Origin of the sequence: Paenarthrobacter sp. AB444 (assembly GCF_028736865.1) — a bacterium.
Classification (GTDB): Bacteria; Actinomycetota; Actinomycetes; order Actinomycetales; family Micrococcaceae; genus Arthrobacter; species Arthrobacter nicotinovorans_B.
Map to the genome: position 1 here is coordinate 67,197 of NZ_JAQZBY010000004.1, position 16,844 is coordinate 84,040.

At 63.1% G+C, this 16,844-nt stretch carries 13 protein-coding genes and 1 tRNA gene; 5 read left to right on the forward strand and 9 right to left on the reverse strand.

What is annotated here, in order from left to right; genetic code table 11:
* Positions 1-61 precede the first annotated feature (61 nt).
* The 3 genes from hrpA to PQ627_RS06865 all read right to left on the reverse strand — a co-directional run bounded on the left by hrpA (position 62) and on the right by PQ627_RS06865 (position 5,298).
* The gene (gene hrpA / locus PQ627_RS06855) at positions 62-4,003 is read right to left on the reverse strand and encodes an ATP-dependent RNA helicase HrpA (protein ID WP_274259487.1); all 3,942 of its coding nucleotides are present in this window, start codon (positions 4,001-4,003) and stop codon (positions 62-64) included.
* The gene (locus PQ627_RS06860) at positions 4,000-4,980 is read right to left on the reverse strand and encodes a helix-turn-helix transcriptional regulator (RefSeq protein WP_144659847.1); all 981 of its coding nucleotides are present in this window, start codon (positions 4,978-4,980) and stop codon (positions 4,000-4,002) included. Before PQ627_RS06860 ends, hrpA begins: the two co-directional genes overlap by 4 nt.
* Before the next feature lie 147 nt (positions 4,981-5,127).
* Positions 5,128-5,298 carry a hypothetical protein gene (locus tag PQ627_RS06865; protein WP_186313526.1) on the reverse strand — a complete coding sequence of 57 codons (171 nt, stop codon included), beginning with the start codon at positions 5,296-5,298 and terminating at the stop codon, positions 5,128-5,130.
* 81 nt (positions 5,299-5,379) lie between these two features.
* On the opposite strand from PQ627_RS06865, the gene PQ627_RS06870 reads away from it, so the two are divergent.
* Positions 5,380-6,348 carry a GlxA family transcriptional regulator gene (locus tag PQ627_RS06870; RefSeq protein WP_274259488.1) on the forward strand — a complete coding sequence of 323 codons (969 nt, stop codon included), beginning with the start codon at positions 5,380-5,382 and terminating at the stop codon, positions 6,346-6,348.
* Positions 6,349-6,432: 84 nt separating this feature from the next.
* Here PQ627_RS06870 and PQ627_RS06875 read toward each other — a convergent pair whose 3' ends face one another.
* The 6 genes from PQ627_RS06875 to PQ627_RS06900 form a co-directional block, all read right to left on the reverse strand.
* On the reverse strand, positions 6,433-6,735 hold the full coding sequence (locus PQ627_RS06875) for a protealysin inhibitor emfourin (protein ID WP_144659849.1): 303 nt from the start codon (positions 6,733-6,735) through the stop codon (positions 6,433-6,435).
* A gap of 72 nt (positions 6,736-6,807) precedes the next feature.
* On the reverse strand, positions 6,808-7,848 hold the full coding sequence (locus tag PQ627_RS06880; protein ID WP_274259757.1) for a M4 family metallopeptidase: 1,041 nt from the start codon (positions 7,846-7,848) through the stop codon (positions 6,808-6,810).
* Between the two features lie 156 nt (positions 7,849-8,004).
* Positions 8,005-8,077: transfer RNA gene (locus PQ627_RS06885), tRNA-Arg, on the reverse strand.
* Between the two features lie 96 nt (positions 8,078-8,173).
* On the reverse strand, positions 8,174-9,676 hold the full coding sequence (locus PQ627_RS06890) for an FAD-dependent oxidoreductase (protein WP_274259489.1): 1,503 nt from the start codon (positions 9,674-9,676) through the stop codon (positions 8,174-8,176).
* Positions 9,673-10,545 carry an FAD:protein FMN transferase gene (locus PQ627_RS06895; RefSeq protein ID WP_274259490.1) on the reverse strand — a complete coding sequence of 291 codons (873 nt, stop codon included), beginning with the start codon at positions 10,543-10,545 and terminating at the stop codon, positions 9,673-9,675. Before PQ627_RS06895 ends, PQ627_RS06890 begins: the two co-directional genes overlap by 4 nt.
* A gap of 5 nt (positions 10,546-10,550) precedes the next feature.
* Positions 10,551-11,057, reverse strand: coding sequence for an FMN-binding protein (locus tag PQ627_RS06900; RefSeq protein WP_262275370.1), 507 nt, complete (start codon positions 11,055-11,057; stop codon positions 10,551-10,553).
* A 247-nt stretch (positions 11,058-11,304) separates the two neighbouring features.
* Here PQ627_RS06900 and argS point away from each other — a divergent pair, with 247 nt between their 5' ends.
* The 4 genes from argS to thrC are packed head-to-tail and all read left to right on the forward strand — an operon-like array spanning position 11,305 to position 16,843.
* On the forward strand, positions 11,305-12,954 hold the full coding sequence (gene argS / locus PQ627_RS06905; RefSeq protein ID WP_274259492.1) for an arginine--tRNA ligase: 1,650 nt from the start codon (positions 11,305-11,307) through the stop codon (positions 12,952-12,954).
* A gap of 3 nt (positions 12,955-12,957) precedes the next feature.
* Positions 12,958-14,430: a diaminopimelate decarboxylase gene (gene lysA, locus PQ627_RS06910; protein WP_274259493.1), complete on the forward strand. Its 1,473-nt coding sequence runs from the start codon at positions 12,958-12,960 to the stop codon at positions 14,428-14,430.
* A complete protein-coding gene (locus PQ627_RS06915) occupies positions 14,423-15,739 on the forward strand; it encodes a homoserine dehydrogenase (RefSeq protein WP_274259494.1) in 1,317 nt (438 codons plus the stop codon). The genes lysA and PQ627_RS06915 overlap by 8 nt, the downstream gene beginning before the upstream one ends.
* Positions 15,740-16,843, forward strand: a complete 1,104-nt coding sequence (gene thrC / locus PQ627_RS06920; protein ID WP_144659856.1) for a threonine synthase — start codon at positions 15,740-15,742, stop codon at positions 16,841-16,843.
* Position 16,844: the final 1 nt, after the last annotated feature.

Consider the following 16,844-nt stretch of genomic DNA (forward strand, 5'->3'; position numbering starts at 1 on the left):
CCAGTTAACCCGGCGGTGCTGTAAAGGCACCGCCGGGTTTTTTGTCTGCGGCCCTGGCTCGCTACGCGGGGGCGAGCGCCTGGTTCAGTGCCGTGCGTATCCGCTTCTCCGACACGGAGTAGGCCGTACCGAGCTCCACTGCGAAGAGACTGACACGCAGCTCCTCGATCATCCAGCGCACCCGGGTTAACTCAGCGCCTGCGCGACGTCCGGGGAGCAGCGCGGACACGGCGTCGTCATAGTCGTCCTCCAAGGCCTGGACGACGCCCATGTTGAGGCTGTCCCGCTGCACATTGCCCGGCAGCTTCTCCAAGCGCTTCTCCATGGCCTGCAGGTATCGCGGCAACTGGCTGAGCTGGGCGTAGCCCGTTTGTGCCACAAAACCCGGGAAGACCAGCTGCTCGAGTTGGCTCTTCATGTCGTTGAGGGCACTGATCAGCGGCAGGCTCGCGTTGGACTTGAGCGCCTTCTGGATGCGGCGGGTACTGGCCAAAATACGTTCGACGACGGCGGTCACCGTGAAGACGGTGTCGATCAGTTCTGCCCTGACTACTTCGTAGAGCGCATCGAAGGACTCGCGGTCCCAGGGCAGTTCCTGCGGAACCAGCTTGTCGATCGCAGCCAAGGCGCAGTCAGCAATGAGGGCGCTGACCGACCCGTGAGGATTCTGGCTGAAGGTCAGTTTTTCGGTGTTGCTCAGGTGTTCCAGCACGTAGCGGTCCGGGGATGGGATCCGCAAGGCCAACAACCGGATGACGCCACCGCGCATGGCGGCTTCCTGTTCGGCCTTGGTCTGGAATACCCGCAATGCCACGGACTTGCCCTCGTCGATCACAGCCGGGAATCCGGTGACTGAGTGGCCCTTGATGCTCCGGCTGACCTGGCGGTCCACGGTGCCGAAATCCCACTCCGTGATTCCGGTGCGTTCTGCCACACCGCCCTCCACCGACGCGGAGTTGCCGGAGGTCGGCGTCGATTGGCCGCCCGGCGCGACCACACCGTTCCCCCGCGAGGCGCGGGACGTCGTCGCGGGCGTAGCTCCCAGCGACTCGGCGATGGCGCGGCGGGTGGCCGGGGCAAGTTTTTCCTGCAATTGGGCCAGGTCCTTGCCCTCGTCCAGGACCTTGCCTTTGCTGTCCACCACTTGGAAACTGACACGCAAGTGGGGCGGCACTGCCTCCCAGTTCCACGAGCCAGGCGGAATGATGTGCCCGCGAAGCCGGCGCAGCACCAGCTCCAGGGAGGGCTCCAGCTCGTCGACCTCGGGATCGAAGCCGGCTTCCAGTGCTTCGGTGGCTTGCCTGGCGACGTCCGGCGCGGGCACAAAGTTCTTCCGGATCTGCTTGGGCAGCGACTTGATCAGGGCAGTGACAAGGTCCACCCGCTGGCCCGGAATCTGCCAGCGGAAGGGGGCGTCGTCCAGTTGGTTCAGGAAAAGCACCGGAACCTCTGCAGTCACCCCATCGGAAGGATTCGGAGCAGAACCCGGCGCCACGGGGTGGAACTCATAGCTCAGGGGCAGCTCAAAGCCCTTGTGAACCCAGGTCTTCGGATAGGCGGAGTCGTCCAGGGCTTCGGCGTCTTCGCTCATCAGCAACGACTGGTCGAAGTCCAACAGATGAGGATCGGACTGGCGCGCGTCCTTCCACCACTTGTCGAAATGCCTTTCGGAGACCACATCCTTGCCGACGCGGGCATCGTAAAACTCGAACAGGGTCTGGTCGTCCACCAGGATGTCCCGTCGGCGCATGCGCGTTTCGAGTTCCTCTATCTCCTGCAGCAAGGCCCGGTTGCGATGGAAGAACTTATGGTGTGTCCTCCACTCACCCTCCACCAAGGCATGGCGGATGAACAGCTCACGCGAGAGCTCGGGATCGATGCGGCCGTAGTTCACCCGACGGTTCGGAATGATGGGAACGCCGTACAGCGTGACTTTTTCATGGGCAAGCACTGCGCCCTGGCGTGATGACCAGTGAGGTTCACTGTAGCTGCGCTTCACCAGCTCAGGGGCGACTTGCTCGGCCCACAGGGGATCGAACTTCGCGGCAACACGAGCCCAAAGCCTGCTGGTCTCCACCAATTCCGCGGCCATGACGTACGTGGGCGACTTCTTGAACAACGCCGAACCAGGGAAGATCGCAAACCGGCTTCCGCGGGCACCCGCGTATTCGCGCTTGCGCTCGTCCAGCAGTCCAATGTGGCTGAGCAGGCCGGACAGCAAACTGATGTGGACGCCCTCGTAATTTCCTACGGGGTCCGCTTCGCGCTTGTTGTCGAGGCTGATGCCCAAGGGCTTGGCCAGTTGGCGGAGCTGCGTGAACAGGTCTTGCCACTCCCGCACGCGCAGGTAATTGATGAATTCGTTGCGGCACAGTCTGCGGAACTGCGTGGAGGAGAGCTCGCGCTGCTTTTCCTGGAGGTAGTTCCAGAGGTTGAGGTAACCCGTGAAATCGGAGATCTCGTCACGGAAGCGTGCATGCTTCTCCGCTGCCAACTGCTGCTTGTCGGTCGGCCTTTCCCTGGGATCCTGGATGGTCAGGGCCGCGGCGAGGATCATGACCTCCCGGACGCAGCCCCGCTTGCCGGCCTCCACGATCATCCTGCCAAGCCGGGGATCGACGGGAAGTTGGGCGAGTTTCTGTCCGACGGCGGTCAGTCCACCGCCGCTACGGCCGTTGCCGCGGGCGTCAGGGGACTTCTGCGCGCTCAAGGCGCCGAGTTCGCGCAGCAGCGTCACGCCGTCGTTGATGGCCCTGGTCTCCGGAGGTTCCACGAACGGGAAGTTCTCCACGTCCTTGGGTCCGCGGGCCACCCCCATCGCGGTCATTTGCAGGATCACCGCGGCCAGGTTGGTCCGCAGGATTTCCGGATCAGTGAACTGCGGGCGTGACTCGAAGTCCTCTTCCGAGTACAAGCGGATCGCGATGCCTTCGGACACGCGGCCGCAACGCCCCGAACGCTGGTTGGCCGAGGCCTGTGACACCCGCTCAATGGGAAGCCGCTGGACTTTGGTCCGGTGCGAATACCGGGAGATGCGCGCGGTGCCGGTGTCGATGACGTACTTGATGCCGGGAACCGTAAGCGAGGTCTCTGCCACGTTGGTCGCCAGGATGATGCGGCGCTTGCCTCCGGGGTTGAAGACGCGGTGCTGCTCCTGGAGGCTCAAGCGGGCAAAGAGGGGAAGGACTTCAGTGCCGGCCAGGCGCCGGTTGCTTTGGATGCGGCCGTTGATGGCCTCTGCGGCGTCACGGATTTCGCGCTCGCCGGAGAAGAAGATGAGGATATCTCCCGGGGCTTCCTTGGCGAGCTCGTCCACGGCGTCGCAGACGGCATCGAGGGGATCGCGGTCCTCCTCGAGTTCGTCGTCGGAGCCCTCATCATCGGCATCGACGGGCTGCGACAGCGGCCGGTAGCGGATCTCCACCGGGTAGGTACGGCCGGAAACCTCGATGATGGGGGCAGGCCCGTCATCGCTGCCGAAGTGCTTGGCGAAGCGCTCGGGATCGATCGTGGCCGAGGTGATGATGATCTTCAGGTCGGGGCGCTGCGGGAGGATCCGCTTGAGGTAGCCGAGGATGAAGTCGATGTTGAGGCTGCGTTCATGGGCCTCGTCGATGATGATCGTGCTGTATTTCCGGAGCAGTTTGTCCCGCTGGATCTCTGCGAGCAGGATGCCGTCCGTCATGAGCTTGATCTTGGTGGCGGCGCTGACCTCGCCGGTGAACCGGACCTGGAAACCAACCTCTTGGCCGATTTCGACGTCGAGCTCGGAGGCAATGCGTTCGGCCACCGTCCGGGCTGCCAGGCGGCGCGGCTGGGTGTGCCCGATCAGTCCTTTGTCGCCAAGGCCCAGCTCGAGGCACATCTTGGGAATCTGTGTGGTCTTACCGGAACCGGTCTCGCCGGCGATGATGGTTACCTGGTTCGCGGCGATGGCCGCCATCAGATCCTCGCGGCGCTCGGATACGGGCAGCTCTGCGGGATAGGAAATATGAAGTGTCATGGCTGCTGCCAGTCTACTGTGGCCGGACCGGCGGCGGCATCGAGCCGGCGGGAGAGGTGCCGGGCGAAGGAGCGGAATTCCTCGGGTTCAAGAATTTCGAAGTCCAGGTCCAACGCCGCCAGGTAGGCTGCCGGTGCGGCGAGGTTATCCCATCCGGATCGAAGGATGGTCGCTGCCGGCCCGTCAGCGGTCAGCGTCGCGTACTGGGAACTGACGACGGCGGATGCCTCGCCAAGCGGCGCGCGGAGCCGCACCACGACGTCGAACCTGTAGGGCGAGCGCGTGATGGATTGCTGCACATATGCTGCCAGGTCCTCCGCCGGCAAGGGCCGGGGCGTGTACTTCCTGCGTTCGCTCGGCAGGGAAGCGAATCTGTCCGCCCTGAACGTGCGCCAATCCCCGCGCTCCACATCCCAGGCAACCAGATACCACCGGCGACCGGTATCCACCAGCCGGTAGGGTTCGACCAATCGTCGTGAGGCGTCGCCGTCGGAAGTGACGTAGTCAAACGTAATTTGCCGGCGATCCGAAATTGCCGCTGAGACCACGGTCAGTTGCTGGGGATCAACGCTTGCAGCGTTGCTGGGAAGCGAGGTGACCGCTTCTTTGAGCATCGCGAACCTGGGCCGGAGCCGGGAGGGGAGGACCTGCTCCACTTTGGCCAGGGCGCGGACGGAGGCTTCGCCGATCCCGGCAACAGGGCCTGCAGCCACGGAGTTCAGGCCCAGGGCCACGGCAAGGGCTTCGTTGTCGTCAAGGAGCAGTGGGGGCAATTGCGCGCCCGCGCCCAGCTGGTAGCCGCCGGCGATGCCGGGGGAAGCGTGGATGGGATACCCCAGGTTCCGCAGTTTGTGGATGTCCCGGCGCACGGTCCGCTCGGTCACTCCCATGCGATCGGCGAGATCCGGTCCCGTCCATTCCCGGCGGACCTGCAGCAGCGACAGCAACTGCAGCAGCCGGGCGGAGGTTTGAATCATGCAAGTGAATCTAACCCATCAGCAGTCCAGGCGGAGGGCCGGCGACACACAAGGACGCCCACCGATGCAAGGATCCCTGCAGTGATCCTTGAAGCGGCAGGCGCCGGATGGATGGGTTGTGCTGATCGTGCATCAGGCCGGTAGGACCTAGTAGATACGGGGATTCCAGTACGGGCCGCTGGGCGCCTCAAAAGCGGACCAAGGTTCTTTTGAGGTGACGGGCGGGTTGTGGCCGCGGCCATCCTTCAGGAGTGCTGAGACAGTAGCTGCGACGGCGGTGATGAGGACGATGAAAAGGATGATTCCGAAGATTTCCATGTCTCCAGACTGCTCCCCGGTGGGCTCAAGAAACAGTGGCAGAAATGCCCCATATGGACAATTTTCTGCCACACTGGAGATATGTTGAAATCAGTGGCAGTGATTGTGGTTCCGGACTTCTCCGTGTTCGAGTTCGGCACGGCTTTCGAGGTCTTCGGCATCGACAGATCCGACCGCGGCTCCGGTGTTCCGGCCTTCGACTTCCGTGTGGTCACACCGGAGCCCGGAGACGTCCGCATGAAGTCAGGGCCCTCCCTCCACGTGGACCTCGGACTCGAAGCTGCGGCGGATGCCGATCTGGTGATCATGGCTCCGTTTGGCAGGGACAAGGATGTCCCTGAGTCCGTCCTGGAAGCCCTGCGCGCGGCGCACGCCAGGGGAGCCTGGGTGATGTCCATTTGTTCAGGAGCCTATGCGCTGGCCCGCGCAGGGTTGCTGGATGGGCGGCGTTGCACCACGCACTGGCACTACTCCCAGGACCTCGCCGGCCGGTACCCCTCCGTCATTGTTGATGAGAACGTCCTTTACGTCCAGGACGGGACCATCATCACCAGCGCTGGCACCGCGGCAGGGATTGACGCCTGCCTGCACCTGGTCCGTGTGGAGCTCGGCGCCAACGTAGCGGCTGCGATTGCCCGCGACATGGTTGTGCCGCCGCATCGGGATGGCGGCCAGGCCCAGTTCATTGACCGGCCCATGCCGAGCTGCGGATCGGCGCCCATGGAGGCTTTGCTCCGGTGGATGGTGGAACATCTGGACGAAGAACACAGCGTGAACGAATTGGCCGCCCGCCTCCACATGTCACCACGCACCTTTGCCCGGCGGTTCCGGGCCGAAACCGGCACAACTCCGGCGGCGTGGTTGAACTCCCAGCGGGTGCTGCGGGCACAGGAGCTGTTGGAAACCACCGAACTCAACATTGACGAAATCGCCCGTGAAGCCGGGTTCGGGCACTCGGTCCTGCTCAGGCACCACTTTGCGAAAGTGCTCGATACCAGTCCGCAAAGCTACCGGAGGGCGTTTCGGGGGCAACTGGCCGAGGCCATCTAGGTCCGGCCAATGGGCTGGGCCGCGGGTCTGTGTTCCGGGCTTGGTTCCAGGCTTGTGTTCCGGGCTTGGCGCCTGTCCGCCGGCTTAGCGCCGTCGGCCCAAGGTGCCCCTGGACTCGGAGCCTTCGGCCTTGGCGCACTCGATCAATTCCTGCCACGGTCCGGTGACAGCACGGTCCGGGAGCGTGGCGCGACGCTGGCCGGCCCTGATGGAGTACATGAAGCGGTCCGGCTCATTGACGGCCCGGGCTTGGCTCTTGGCTTCATCCCAAGGGCAGGCCTCGACGATGGGAAGCCACCGCTCCTTGTCATCGGGGGACACCGCGTCCACGCTCCAAACACGCGTCATCGCGGCGATACCCCCACTGCGTTGGACCGTGATTTTCATGAGCCGCTGCTTCTCGTCCTACCCCTGCTGTGCCAGTACGCAGGCGGACCGGCTACAGGTCCCGCCGCGCGACTAAACCTTGACCTTCACAGTGTCCCACGCCTTCCGGACGGCGTCATGCTCCGGTGAGCCGCTCCCGAAAAGTTCCTCAGCCGTTGCCAGCGTAGTCCTGGCGAACTTGCCGAAAGTGCACGTGGCGGGGAGCGCCCCACTGGTCAAAGTCCCGTACCAAATCTGCCCGGCAGCCTCCCAAGCATGGCCTCCAAGCTCAGCGGCCACCACATAGAAAGCCCTGTTGGGAATGCCGGAGTTGATGTGGACGCCGCCGTTGTCGGCGCTGGTCCGGACATAGCTGTCCATGGAATCCGGCTGCGGATCCTTGCCCAGGACATCGTCATCGTAGGCAGTGCCCGGAGCCTTCATGGACCGCAGCGCTTCACCCTGTACCTGGTCAGTGAACAAGCCCTGTCCGATCAACCAGCTGGCCTGCTCCACGGATTGCTGTTTGGTGTACTGCTCCACCAGCACACCAAATACATCCGACATTGACTCATTCAGGGCTCCGGCTTGGTTCCGGTAGGCAAGGTTGGCTGTGTACTGGGTGACACCGTGGGCCAGTTCATGCCCAATGACGCTGATGGATTTGGTGAATCGCTGGAAGATCTGTCCGTCCCCGTCTCCGAAGACCATTTGGCTGCCGTTCCAAAAGGCGTTGTCGTAGAGCTTTCCGTAGTGGACAGTCGCATCCAGCGGCAGCCCGGCGTCGTCAATTGAATCGCGGCCGAAAATCTCGCCATACAAGCGGTGCGTTCCGCCGAGGCCGTCGTAGGCTTCATCGGCGGCATCATCACCCACGGGTGCCGCCCCCTCCTTGCGAACCAACCGTCCGGGAAGATCCTCCAACGATCCGGCGTCGAAGATGGTCCGTTTGGGAGGCCCGGGCTTGGCCTGGCGGGCACTTGGTGGCGCTGCGGGGATCGTGGCCGTGCGGATGGCCTGCAGGCCCTTGATCTGCAGGAGGGACTCCTTGGCAGCACGCGCGACCGCCCGGAGGCGGGGTTCGTCCTGGGCGGCAATCCTGCGAAGCATGTACGGCGGGACGATGGAACACATCACGGCAAACCCCTTTTGCTATCGGAAAGACCAACTGCAATCAGCCTAGGAGCCGGGGCAGACAATTTTGCGGCGTGGCCCCGGCAAGCCCAAAAGTGATAGTCCGTAGCCGGCAAAGAGAAAACCCCGCCAGTTGAACTGGCGGGGTTTTCGATGTGCCCTCGATAGGATTCGAACCTACGGCCTTCTGCTCCGGAGGCAGACGCTCTATCCCCTGAGCTACGAGGGCATCCAGGGTATCCCTCCGTTGCCGGTGGGACGTCCTAGAGCTTAGCAGCCGTGACGCCGCAAAGGAAAACGGCCGCTCCCGTACCGTGCAAATGCCTCAGTAGCCCGCGAAAGAGTCCACATGGACCCGCCGGGCCCCTGCGCCGCGCGCCGCAGACCTCAGGGAATCGACACTTGCCGGGGAACCGGAGACAAACACCTCCCTGTCCGCGATGTCCGGAACCAGTTGCTTGAGCCGGGCTGCATCGATTCTGGCCGTCCCGGCGTCGAGCATGAACTCCGGGGGAGTGGAACCATCGGCAAGCCGGGCAATCACCGTTGCTCCCGAGGCCTCAAGCTGGTCCAGCCAGGCCAGGTCGTTACGGCTTTTGGCCAGGTACAGGACAACCGTGTCCCGTGAGGTGCCGTCGGCCGCCAGCTGCGACAGGAACGGCGTGATGCCGATCCCTGCGGCTATCAACAAAACCGGTTTGCCGGCGTCGTGCGGCAAAAGGAAATCGCCGCCCACGGCGGTGGCGGAAACAGTGTCACCTGGCCGAAGGGCGAGCAGTGCCTTCTTGGCCGTCGATAACGGCTCCGCCGTGCCCACCCCAAACGTCACTTCGGCAGCTCCCGGAGGGCTGGTGATGCTGAAAATCCGGCGTCGGCCCTTTCCATCGGAGCCTGAGTGCGGCAGGTTCAGTTCCATGAACTGGCCCGCAGCGAAACGAACCGGCCGCGTTGGCTCGAAACTGAATTCCGTGCTCAAGGGCGTCAGGGCCCGCGACCCCTTGAAGGTCAGCTCCACGCCGCCACGCTGTCCCAGGAAGAAAGCGATGAGGTTTCCCAAAAGCAACGCCAGCTCCGGTGAGTTTGCCACGAAGCCAAAGTTGTAGGGAACCGCGAAAACACAACCAACGACGGCGGCAAGCGCCAGTTGCTGCCAACGGCGGGGAGGAAGCGTAAGCGGCTCAGACAACATGAATCCGACAAAGAACAACAGGGGACGTTGGGCCAAGGTTTGCCACAAAGCCTGCCCCAGGGTCATGCTCCGGCTCAGCAGCTCCAGGGTAATGATGCTGGTTGCGACCACGAGGAAAACGGTGGCCATCAGCAACTTGCGGGTGCGGTAGAGGACCAGCAACACTCCCGGGACGAGCAACCACAGCATCCCTGGAGTCGCAGCCCACCAGGTGGCGATGTTCAGCCCGGTCAAACCTGTGATGAATGCCCCTGCGGCTGCCGGATTGAAAATATGTCTGCCACGGAAGGCCAGCGCGTATTTGGAGGCGCTCGCAAGAATGCAAGCCAGCGCCACGCCGGCCATGTCCGTAAGCCCGAAAGCCGGCCAAAACAGGAAATACAGCAGCAGTGCCGTGATGAGCGAGGATTCGGTGTGCGGCTTCACCTTGAAGATGGCGGCGAGCAAACGGTTCGACCCATAGGTGACGCCTAGGCAGAGGACCAGATGCACCAGCATCTCGGGCAGGCCGAACGTCAACCAGCCCAGGACGTTGAGGACCATGCTGTACACCACCAGCACACCCAGGACCCACAGGATCAGGCGGTACATGGTGAAGCGGCCCAGCCAGGTGTCGATACGGGACTTCGCGGCAATCATGTGAACAGTCTCCCCTCAAAGCCGCCCGAATACGTGGCAGCACCCGCAGAGGAGACGCGGAGCCACGAGAATTCGAACTCCTGCTCAAGCAACGCAGGTTCCATCATGAACAAGGCCGTGGCCAGGCCGTCGGCCTCCAGCGCGCCGGCGGCCATGGTCCAGGTTGCCACCGTGGTGTGGATGGGCTTGCCGGTGGTCCCATCCAGGACGTGGTGGAGGCCGTCATCCCATACCCGGCGGTTGGACGCCGAGGCGCACAAGGCGGCGTTGTCCAACTCCACAGTCCCAATGGCCTGTTTGGGATCGTAGGGATGTTCAAAGGCCACCGTCACAGGATGGCTCCCCGAGTGCAGCATGTCGCCGCTGCCATCCACCAGGAAGTCACTGTGTCCTGCCTCATGGAGCAATCCACCCAAAAGGTCCACCAGCTGGCCCTTCCCGGCCGCTCCGATATCCAGCACCAGGGGTTCCTTCGCAGTCATCGCCGTGCCGGTCCATTCAAGGACATCCTCCCAACGGGCAGGTGCTTGGGGCACTCCCGAAGGGCTGAGGGAGTAAGCGGCGTCGTAGCCCAGCCTTTCGAGGCTGCTGCCGATGAGCGGGGTCATTGCCCCCTGGCTCAGGCGGTACAGGACCGAATACAGCTCCTGGAGTTCGGCCGCGTGCTCCGGGAGCGTGATGCTGCCGGGGCTGCGGGAGAGGCCCGACACCAAGGAATCGGACCTGAACCGCGACCACGTCCGGTCATAGGCCTCGACGGTATCGAGCACCGTTTTCGTGAGTGCGGGAGCGAGTGGTTCAGGGGTCGAAATGTCCCACCCCGTACCGATCCCCTCGAAGCTGAAGATGCTCCAGCCCGGGTGGGCCATGATGTCTACTTCGCCTGGGATTTGATCTGCTGGAGGGCGTCGTTGAACCCTCCCGACGTCAGGGAGGAACCGGCCACTTTGGAGACGTTGAGCTCGTCCACGTTCTTCCCGACAATCTGTGACGCGATCCCACTGGCAAACTCGCCTTGGAACTTCTTGGTGTTGGGGTTGGAAGGATGCACTGTGATGTTCACCGCAGAGACCTTGTCGGCGGCAAGCGTCAGTTCAACGCCCACCGTCTCCTGCCCATTGGGGGAGGTGTAGGTTCCGTCAGCACTGTAGGTACCGTCCTTGTAAGTACTGGATCCAGCGGAGGCGATGGGGGCAGAGGACTGAGTCGAGGACGACGGGCTGCTGGTTGATGCCTGGCCGCCTTCCTGGGTAGCGGGGGCCTGCGTGGCAGGTGCCTGGGTGTTGGGCGCCTGGGCACTGGGCGCGCATCCTGCCGCGGTTCCGGCGATGGAGAGGCCGGCGATGCCGACGAAGATGCTCTTGCGAAGTGGCGTAGTCATGGTTCTGCTCGTTTCAACTGGACAAGTTCAACTGGAAGTAGGTGGTCTGGGGCTTGTACATCAGGGACATGGATGACCCCTTGATCAGGGATCCGGCCTGTGCCCATGTTCTTCACAACGTTGAAATCAGCGTAATGGTTCAGTCTGTGGTGGCGGCCAGCCGTTCCTGTGTACCTGCTGTGCTCAAATTATCCACATACGGGTCCTCGAATTCCGCGTCTTTGCGGGCCACCGGTAGGCTAGATCCGTGACTCCCGAAGAACTCTCTGCTGCCATATCCGCCTGCCTTAAGGACGCTGTCTCCACTGGCGAAATCGCCTTGACGGAATCTGCCGTGCCCGACGCCGTGCGCGTAGAGCGACCAAAAAACCGGGACCACGGGGATTGGGCCACCAACATTGCCCTGCAGCTGTCCAAGCAGGCCGGGATGAATCCGCGTGAATTCGCAGGCATCCTGAGCACCCATCTTCAGGACATCCCCGGCGTAACCGGTGTGGAAATCGCAGGACCGGGCTTCCTGAACATCACCGTGGACGCCGCTACCGCTGGCACTCTGGCCAAAACAATCGTCGAGGCCGGCGCCGCGTATGGCACCAACCAGGCGCTCGCAGGCCGCGTGGTCAACATGGAATTCGTCTCCGCAAACCCCACAGGGCCCCTCCACATCGGCCACACCCGCTGGGCGGCACTTGGCGACGCCATCGCCCGCGTCCTGCGTGCCTCCGGCGCGGACGTCACGGCCGAGTACTACATCAACGACGCCGGCTCGCAAATGAACGTCTTTGCAAACTCCGTGCTCTCCCGCCTTCACGGCAGGGATGTTCCGGAAGGCGGCTACCCGGGCGAATACATCCGCGAACTTGGCGACGAAGTCCTGAAGGCGCACCCGGACATCCGGGAGCTCACCGACGAGGCTGCCCTTCCGGTCATCCGCGCTGCCGCCTACGAGGCCCAGATGGCAGACATCAAAGCCACCCTGGCCGACTTCGGCGTTGAGTTTGACGTCTTCTTCTCGGAGAAGGAACTTCATGACGCCGGCGCGATTGAATCCGCTGTTGCCCGTCTTCGCGAGCAAGGACACGTCTTCGACGACGGCGGCGCTGTCTGGCTGCGCACCACCGACTTCGGCGACGACAAAGACCGCGTCATGATCCGTGCCAACGGTGAACCGACCTACTTCGCGGCGGACGCGGCCTATTACCTCTCCAAAAAGGACCGTGGATTTACCGAGAAGATTTATTTGCTCGGTGCCGACCACCACGGATACATCAACCGCCTCAAGGCCATCGCGGCGTGTGCCGGCGATGACCCGGAGGTCAATATAGAGGTCCTCATTGGTCAGCTGGTGTCTGTCAACGGCGCCAAGCTGTCCAAGCGTGCAGGCAACATCATCGAGCTGAAGGACCTCATTTCCTGGCTCGGCAAGGACGCGGTGCGCTACTCCCTGGCCCGCTTCCCCGCCGACTCACCGTTGACGCTGGATCCTGAACTGCTCAAGAAGAACAGCAACGAGAACCCGGTGTTCTACGTGCAGTATGCGCACGCCAGGTCCCGCGGAACGGCCCGCAACGCAGCCGAGGCAGGAGTGGACCGCTCGGTCTTCGACGCAGCGCTCCTTGACCACGCCACCGAAAATGAGCTGCTCTCCTATTTGGGCAGTTACCCGTCCATCGTGGCCAAGGCTGCGGAACTGCGAGAGCCGCACCGCGTGGCACGCCACCTGGAGGTCATCGCCGGTGCCTACCACCGCTGGTATGACGCCTGCCGCGTTTCGCCCCAAGGTGACGAGCCTGTCCAGGACGTGAACCGGACACGTTTGTGGCTGAATGATGCCACCAGCCAGGTACTTGCCAATGGACTCGAACTGCTCGGCGTTTCGGCGCCGGAACGGATGTAGGAAATGACCACAGAAGCCAGTCACGCCTCTCCTCTTGCGCCGGAATGGTTGGCCCTTCCGGAGGACCTCAACGCCCTGCAGTCACCCATGTGGGCTGCCGGGGTGGAAAAGAACGACGCCGGTGTTCTCACCATTGACGGCATTGCCGTCAGCGAGCTCAAGGAGCAGTTCGGCACTCCGCTCTTTGTCATGAGCGAGTCCGATTTCCGTTCCCGTGCCCGGGACTTCAAGGACTCCTTCGATGCCGCCTTCGCGGACATCTGCGGGGGAGTGGACGTGTACTACGCCGGCAAATCGTTCCTGTGCACAGCCGTCGCGAGCTGGGTGGCAGAAGAAGGTCTCCGACTCGACACCTGTTCCGGAGGCGAACTTGCTGTCGCCGCCCGCGCCGGCATTGCAGGGCCCAACCTGGGCCTGCACGGAAACAACAAGTCGGACGCCGAGATCAATCGTGCCTTGGACATGCAGGTAGGCAGGATCGTGGTGGACAGCCTCGATGAACTCGAGCGGGTCGCCAAGATTGCCTCGGGCAGGGGTGAAATTGCCAAGGTGATGCTCCGCCTGACTCCTGGTGTCCATGCCCACACACACGAGTTCATCGCAACGGCCCACGAGGACCAGAAGTTTGGCCTCTCAATGGCTGAAGATTCCACCGAGGAAGCCGGTCTGTCCGCTGCAGAGGAGGCAGTGGCAGCGGCGACGTCCTATGCCAGCATCGAACTACTGGGCCTGCACTGCCACATCGGCTCGCAGATTTTCGAGCCCGACGGCTTCGCCGTGGCGGGGGAGAAGCTTCTGCGGTTCCTCGCCGCCATGCAGAGCAAGTACTCCATCGTCCTTCCCGAACTGGATCTCGGCGGCGGCTACGGTATCGCCTACACCCCGGTGGACACCCCGCGCCCACCGGCCGAAGTCGCGCAGGCGATGGCCGCCGTCGTGCGTTCCACCTGCGACGAACTGGGCATCACCGCGCCGCGCATCTCCATCGAGCCGGGCCGCGCGATCGTCGGCAGCACGACGTTCACCCTCTACGAAGTCGGTACCCTCAAGACTGTCCGCGTTGACGCCCCCGGGGAGGAAGCAGGACAAGAGAACGTTACGTATCCGCGCCGCTATGTGTCGGTGGACGGAGGGATGAGCGACAACGCCCGTCCGGTGCTGTACGACGCGGATTATTCGGCAATTTTGGCTTCGCGCGCTTCGGATGCCGCTCCGCAGCTGTCCCGAGTAGTGGGCAAACATTGCGAGAGCGGCGACATAGTTGTTAGAGATGTATATCTGCCCGCGGACGTGGCAGCCGGTGATTTGCTCGCAGTACCGGGTACCGGCGCCTACTGCTGGGCCCTCTCCAGCAACTACAACTACCTGGCCCGGCCTGGCGTTGTCGCTGTACGCGACGGAGCCGCCAGGCTCATTGTCCGCGGGGAAACCGAAGAAGATCTCTTGAACCGCGACATGGGAGTGGCGAATGTCTGAAGTGCGAACCTTGAAAGTGGCCCTGCTGGGCTGTGGCAACGTTGGGGCCCAGGTCGCGCGGATTCTGATTGACGACGCCGAAGCACTGGCCGCCCGCAGCGGTGCCCGCCTTGAACTCTCCGGTATCGCAGTCCGCAATGTCGATTCCCCACGTGACGTCGAGCTGCCGCGCGAGCTCTTTACGACGGACGCCGACACACTGGTCAAGGATGCGGACCTGGTCATCGAACTCATGGGCGGCATCGAACCGGCCCGTTCATTGATCCTCACCGCAATCCAGAACGGTGCCTGCGTTGTCACCGGCAACAAGGCCCTGCTGGCGCAGGATGGACCCACCCTGTACGAAGAGGCCGATAAAGCCGGTGTGCAGTTGTCCTACGAGGCCGCCGTCGCCGGAGCCATCCCCATCCTGCGTCCCATCCGCGACAGCCTCTCCGGGGACCGGATCACCCGGGTCCTGGGCATCGTCAACGGCACCACCAACTTCATCCTCGACCAGATGGACAGCACGGGCGCACAGTTCGCTGACGCCCTGGCAGAAGCCCAGCGCCTCGGCTACGCCGAAGCCGACCCTACTGCGGACGTCGAAGGACACGACGCCGCAGCCAAGGCTGCCATCCTCGCGTCATTGTCGTTCCACACCCGTTTCTCCCTGGACGACGTCTACTGCGAGGGCATCACCAAAGTCAGTGCCTCGGACATCGCATCGGCCAAGGAAGCCGGATTCGTCATCAAGTTGCTGGCGATTGCGGAAAAGATCGACTCCGAGGACCACGGCAGCGGCATCTCGGTGCGTGTGCACCCCACTTTGCTCCCGCGTGAACACCCCCTCGCGGCGGTTCGCGGTGCTTTCAACGCGGTGTTCATCGCGGCAGAAAATGCCGGCGAGCTGATGTTCTACGGCCAGGGAGCCGGGGGAACGCCCACGGCATCGGCTGTGCTCGGTGACCTCGTATCCGCCGCCCGCCGCTTGGTTCTGGGTGGACCGGGTCGAACTGAAACCACCACGGGCCACGTACCTGCACTGGCCATCGATGCCTCCAACACCAGCTACTACATCGGCCTGGACGTCGCCGACCAGGCAGGTGTCCTTGCCCGAATTGCGCACATCTTTGCGGAGAACGGCGTCTCCATCGAAATCATGCGTCAAACGATCCACCGCGACTCTGAGTCAAAGGTTGAGTCCGCCGAACTGAAAATCGTGACGCACCGTGCATCCGAAGCTGCACTCGCAGCAACCGTCGAGGCCGTCAAGGGCCTTGACGTCATCAATTCCGTCACATCCGTACTGCGGGTAGAAGGGGTCTAAGTGGCTCACCAATGGCGCGGAGTAATCCGCGAATATGCTGATCGTTTGCCTGTAACGGAAGCCACGAAGGTCATCACCCTCGGCGAAGGCGGCACGCCGCTCGTTCACGCCCACAAGCTCTCCGAACTGACCGGATCCGAGGTTTACCTCAAGGTCGAAGGCATGAACCCCACGGGATCCTTCAAGGACCGCGGTATGACCATGGCCATGACAGCAGCTGTCGAGGCCGGCGCCAAGGCCGTGGTTTGCGCCTCGACGGGAAACACCTCGGCATCCGCCGCAGCCTACGCGACGGCCGCAGGTTTGAAGTGTGCAGTGCTGGTACCCGAAGGCAAGATTTCCATGGGCAAGTTGAGCCAGGCGATCGCCCACGGCGCTACCTTGCTCCAGGTCGACGGCAACTTCGACAACTGCCTGGATATCGCCCGCAAGCTTGGCGAATCCTACCCGGTGTTCCTGGTGAACTCGGTCAACCCCGCACGCATCCAGGGCCAGAAGACAGGCGCCTTCGAAGTGGTGGATTCATTGGGTGATGCCCCGGATATCCATGTCCTGCCCGTTGGCAATGCAGGCAACATCAGCGCTTACTGGAAGGGCTACAAGGAGTACGCGGCACCTTTCGAGACCGCCAACGGTACCCTTCCGGCCGTTTCCACCAAGACTCCCATCATGTGGGGCTTCCAGGCTGCCGGCGCAGCACCGTTCGTTGCCGGGCACCCCATCACGGAGCCGGACACGATCGCAACGGCCATCCGTATCGGCAATCCCGCATCCTGGGACACCGCTGTGGCGGCGCGGGATGAATCGGGCGGACTGATTGAAGCAGTCACCGACGAGGAAATCCTGGACGCGCACCGCTGGCTGTCGTCCAAAGAAGGCGTCTTTGTCGAACCCGGCTCCGCTGCAGGTGTGGCCGGGCTGATCAAGAAGCACGCGGCCGGCCAGGTTCCCTCGGGCAAAACCATCGTCATCACCGTCACCGGACACGGACTCAAGGACCCCCAGTGGGCCCTCCGGACCGAAGACGGCAGTGACGTCCAGCCCGTCAAAGTGCCGAACGACGTCGTCACCGTTGCAGCAGAACTGGGACTGGAAGAAAGCTAAC

Coding starts and splice junctions, on each gene's coding strand:
- hrpA (WP_274259487.1), bottom strand. CDS start 4,003: ATGACACTTCATATTTCCTATCCCGCAGAGCTGCCCGTATCCGAGCGC.
- PQ627_RS06860 (WP_144659847.1), bottom strand. CDS start 4,980: ATGATTCAAACCTCCGCCCGGCTGCTGCAGTTGCTGTCGCTGCTGCAG.
- PQ627_RS06865 (WP_186313526.1), bottom strand. CDS start 5,298: ATGGAAATCTTCGGAATCATCCTTTTCATCGTCCTCATCACCGCCGTC.
- PQ627_RS06870 (WP_274259488.1), top strand. CDS start 5,380: ATGTTGAAATCAGTGGCAGTGATTGTGGTTCCGGACTTCTCCGTGTTC.
- PQ627_RS06875 (WP_144659849.1), bottom strand. CDS start 6,735: ATGAAAATCACGGTCCAACGCAGTGGGGGTATCGCCGCGATGACGCGT.
- PQ627_RS06880 (WP_274259757.1), bottom strand. CDS start 7,848: ATGTGTTCCATCGTCCCGCCGTACATGCTTCGCAGGATTGCCGCCCAG.
- PQ627_RS06890 (WP_274259489.1), bottom strand. CDS start 9,676: ATGATTGCCGCGAAGTCCCGTATCGACACCTGGCTGGGCCGCTTCACC.
- PQ627_RS06895 (WP_274259490.1), bottom strand. CDS start 10,545: ATGGCCCACCCGGGCTGGAGCATCTTCAGCTTCGAGGGGATCGGTACG.
- PQ627_RS06900 (WP_262275370.1), bottom strand. CDS start 11,057: ATGACTACGCCACTTCGCAAGAGCATCTTCGTCGGCATCGCCGGCCTC.
- lysA (WP_274259493.1), top strand. CDS start 12,958: ATGACCACAGAAGCCAGTCACGCCTCTCCTCTTGCGCCGGAATGGTTG.
- PQ627_RS06915 (WP_274259494.1), top strand. CDS start 14,423: ATGTCTGAAGTGCGAACCTTGAAAGTGGCCCTGCTGGGCTGTGGCAAC.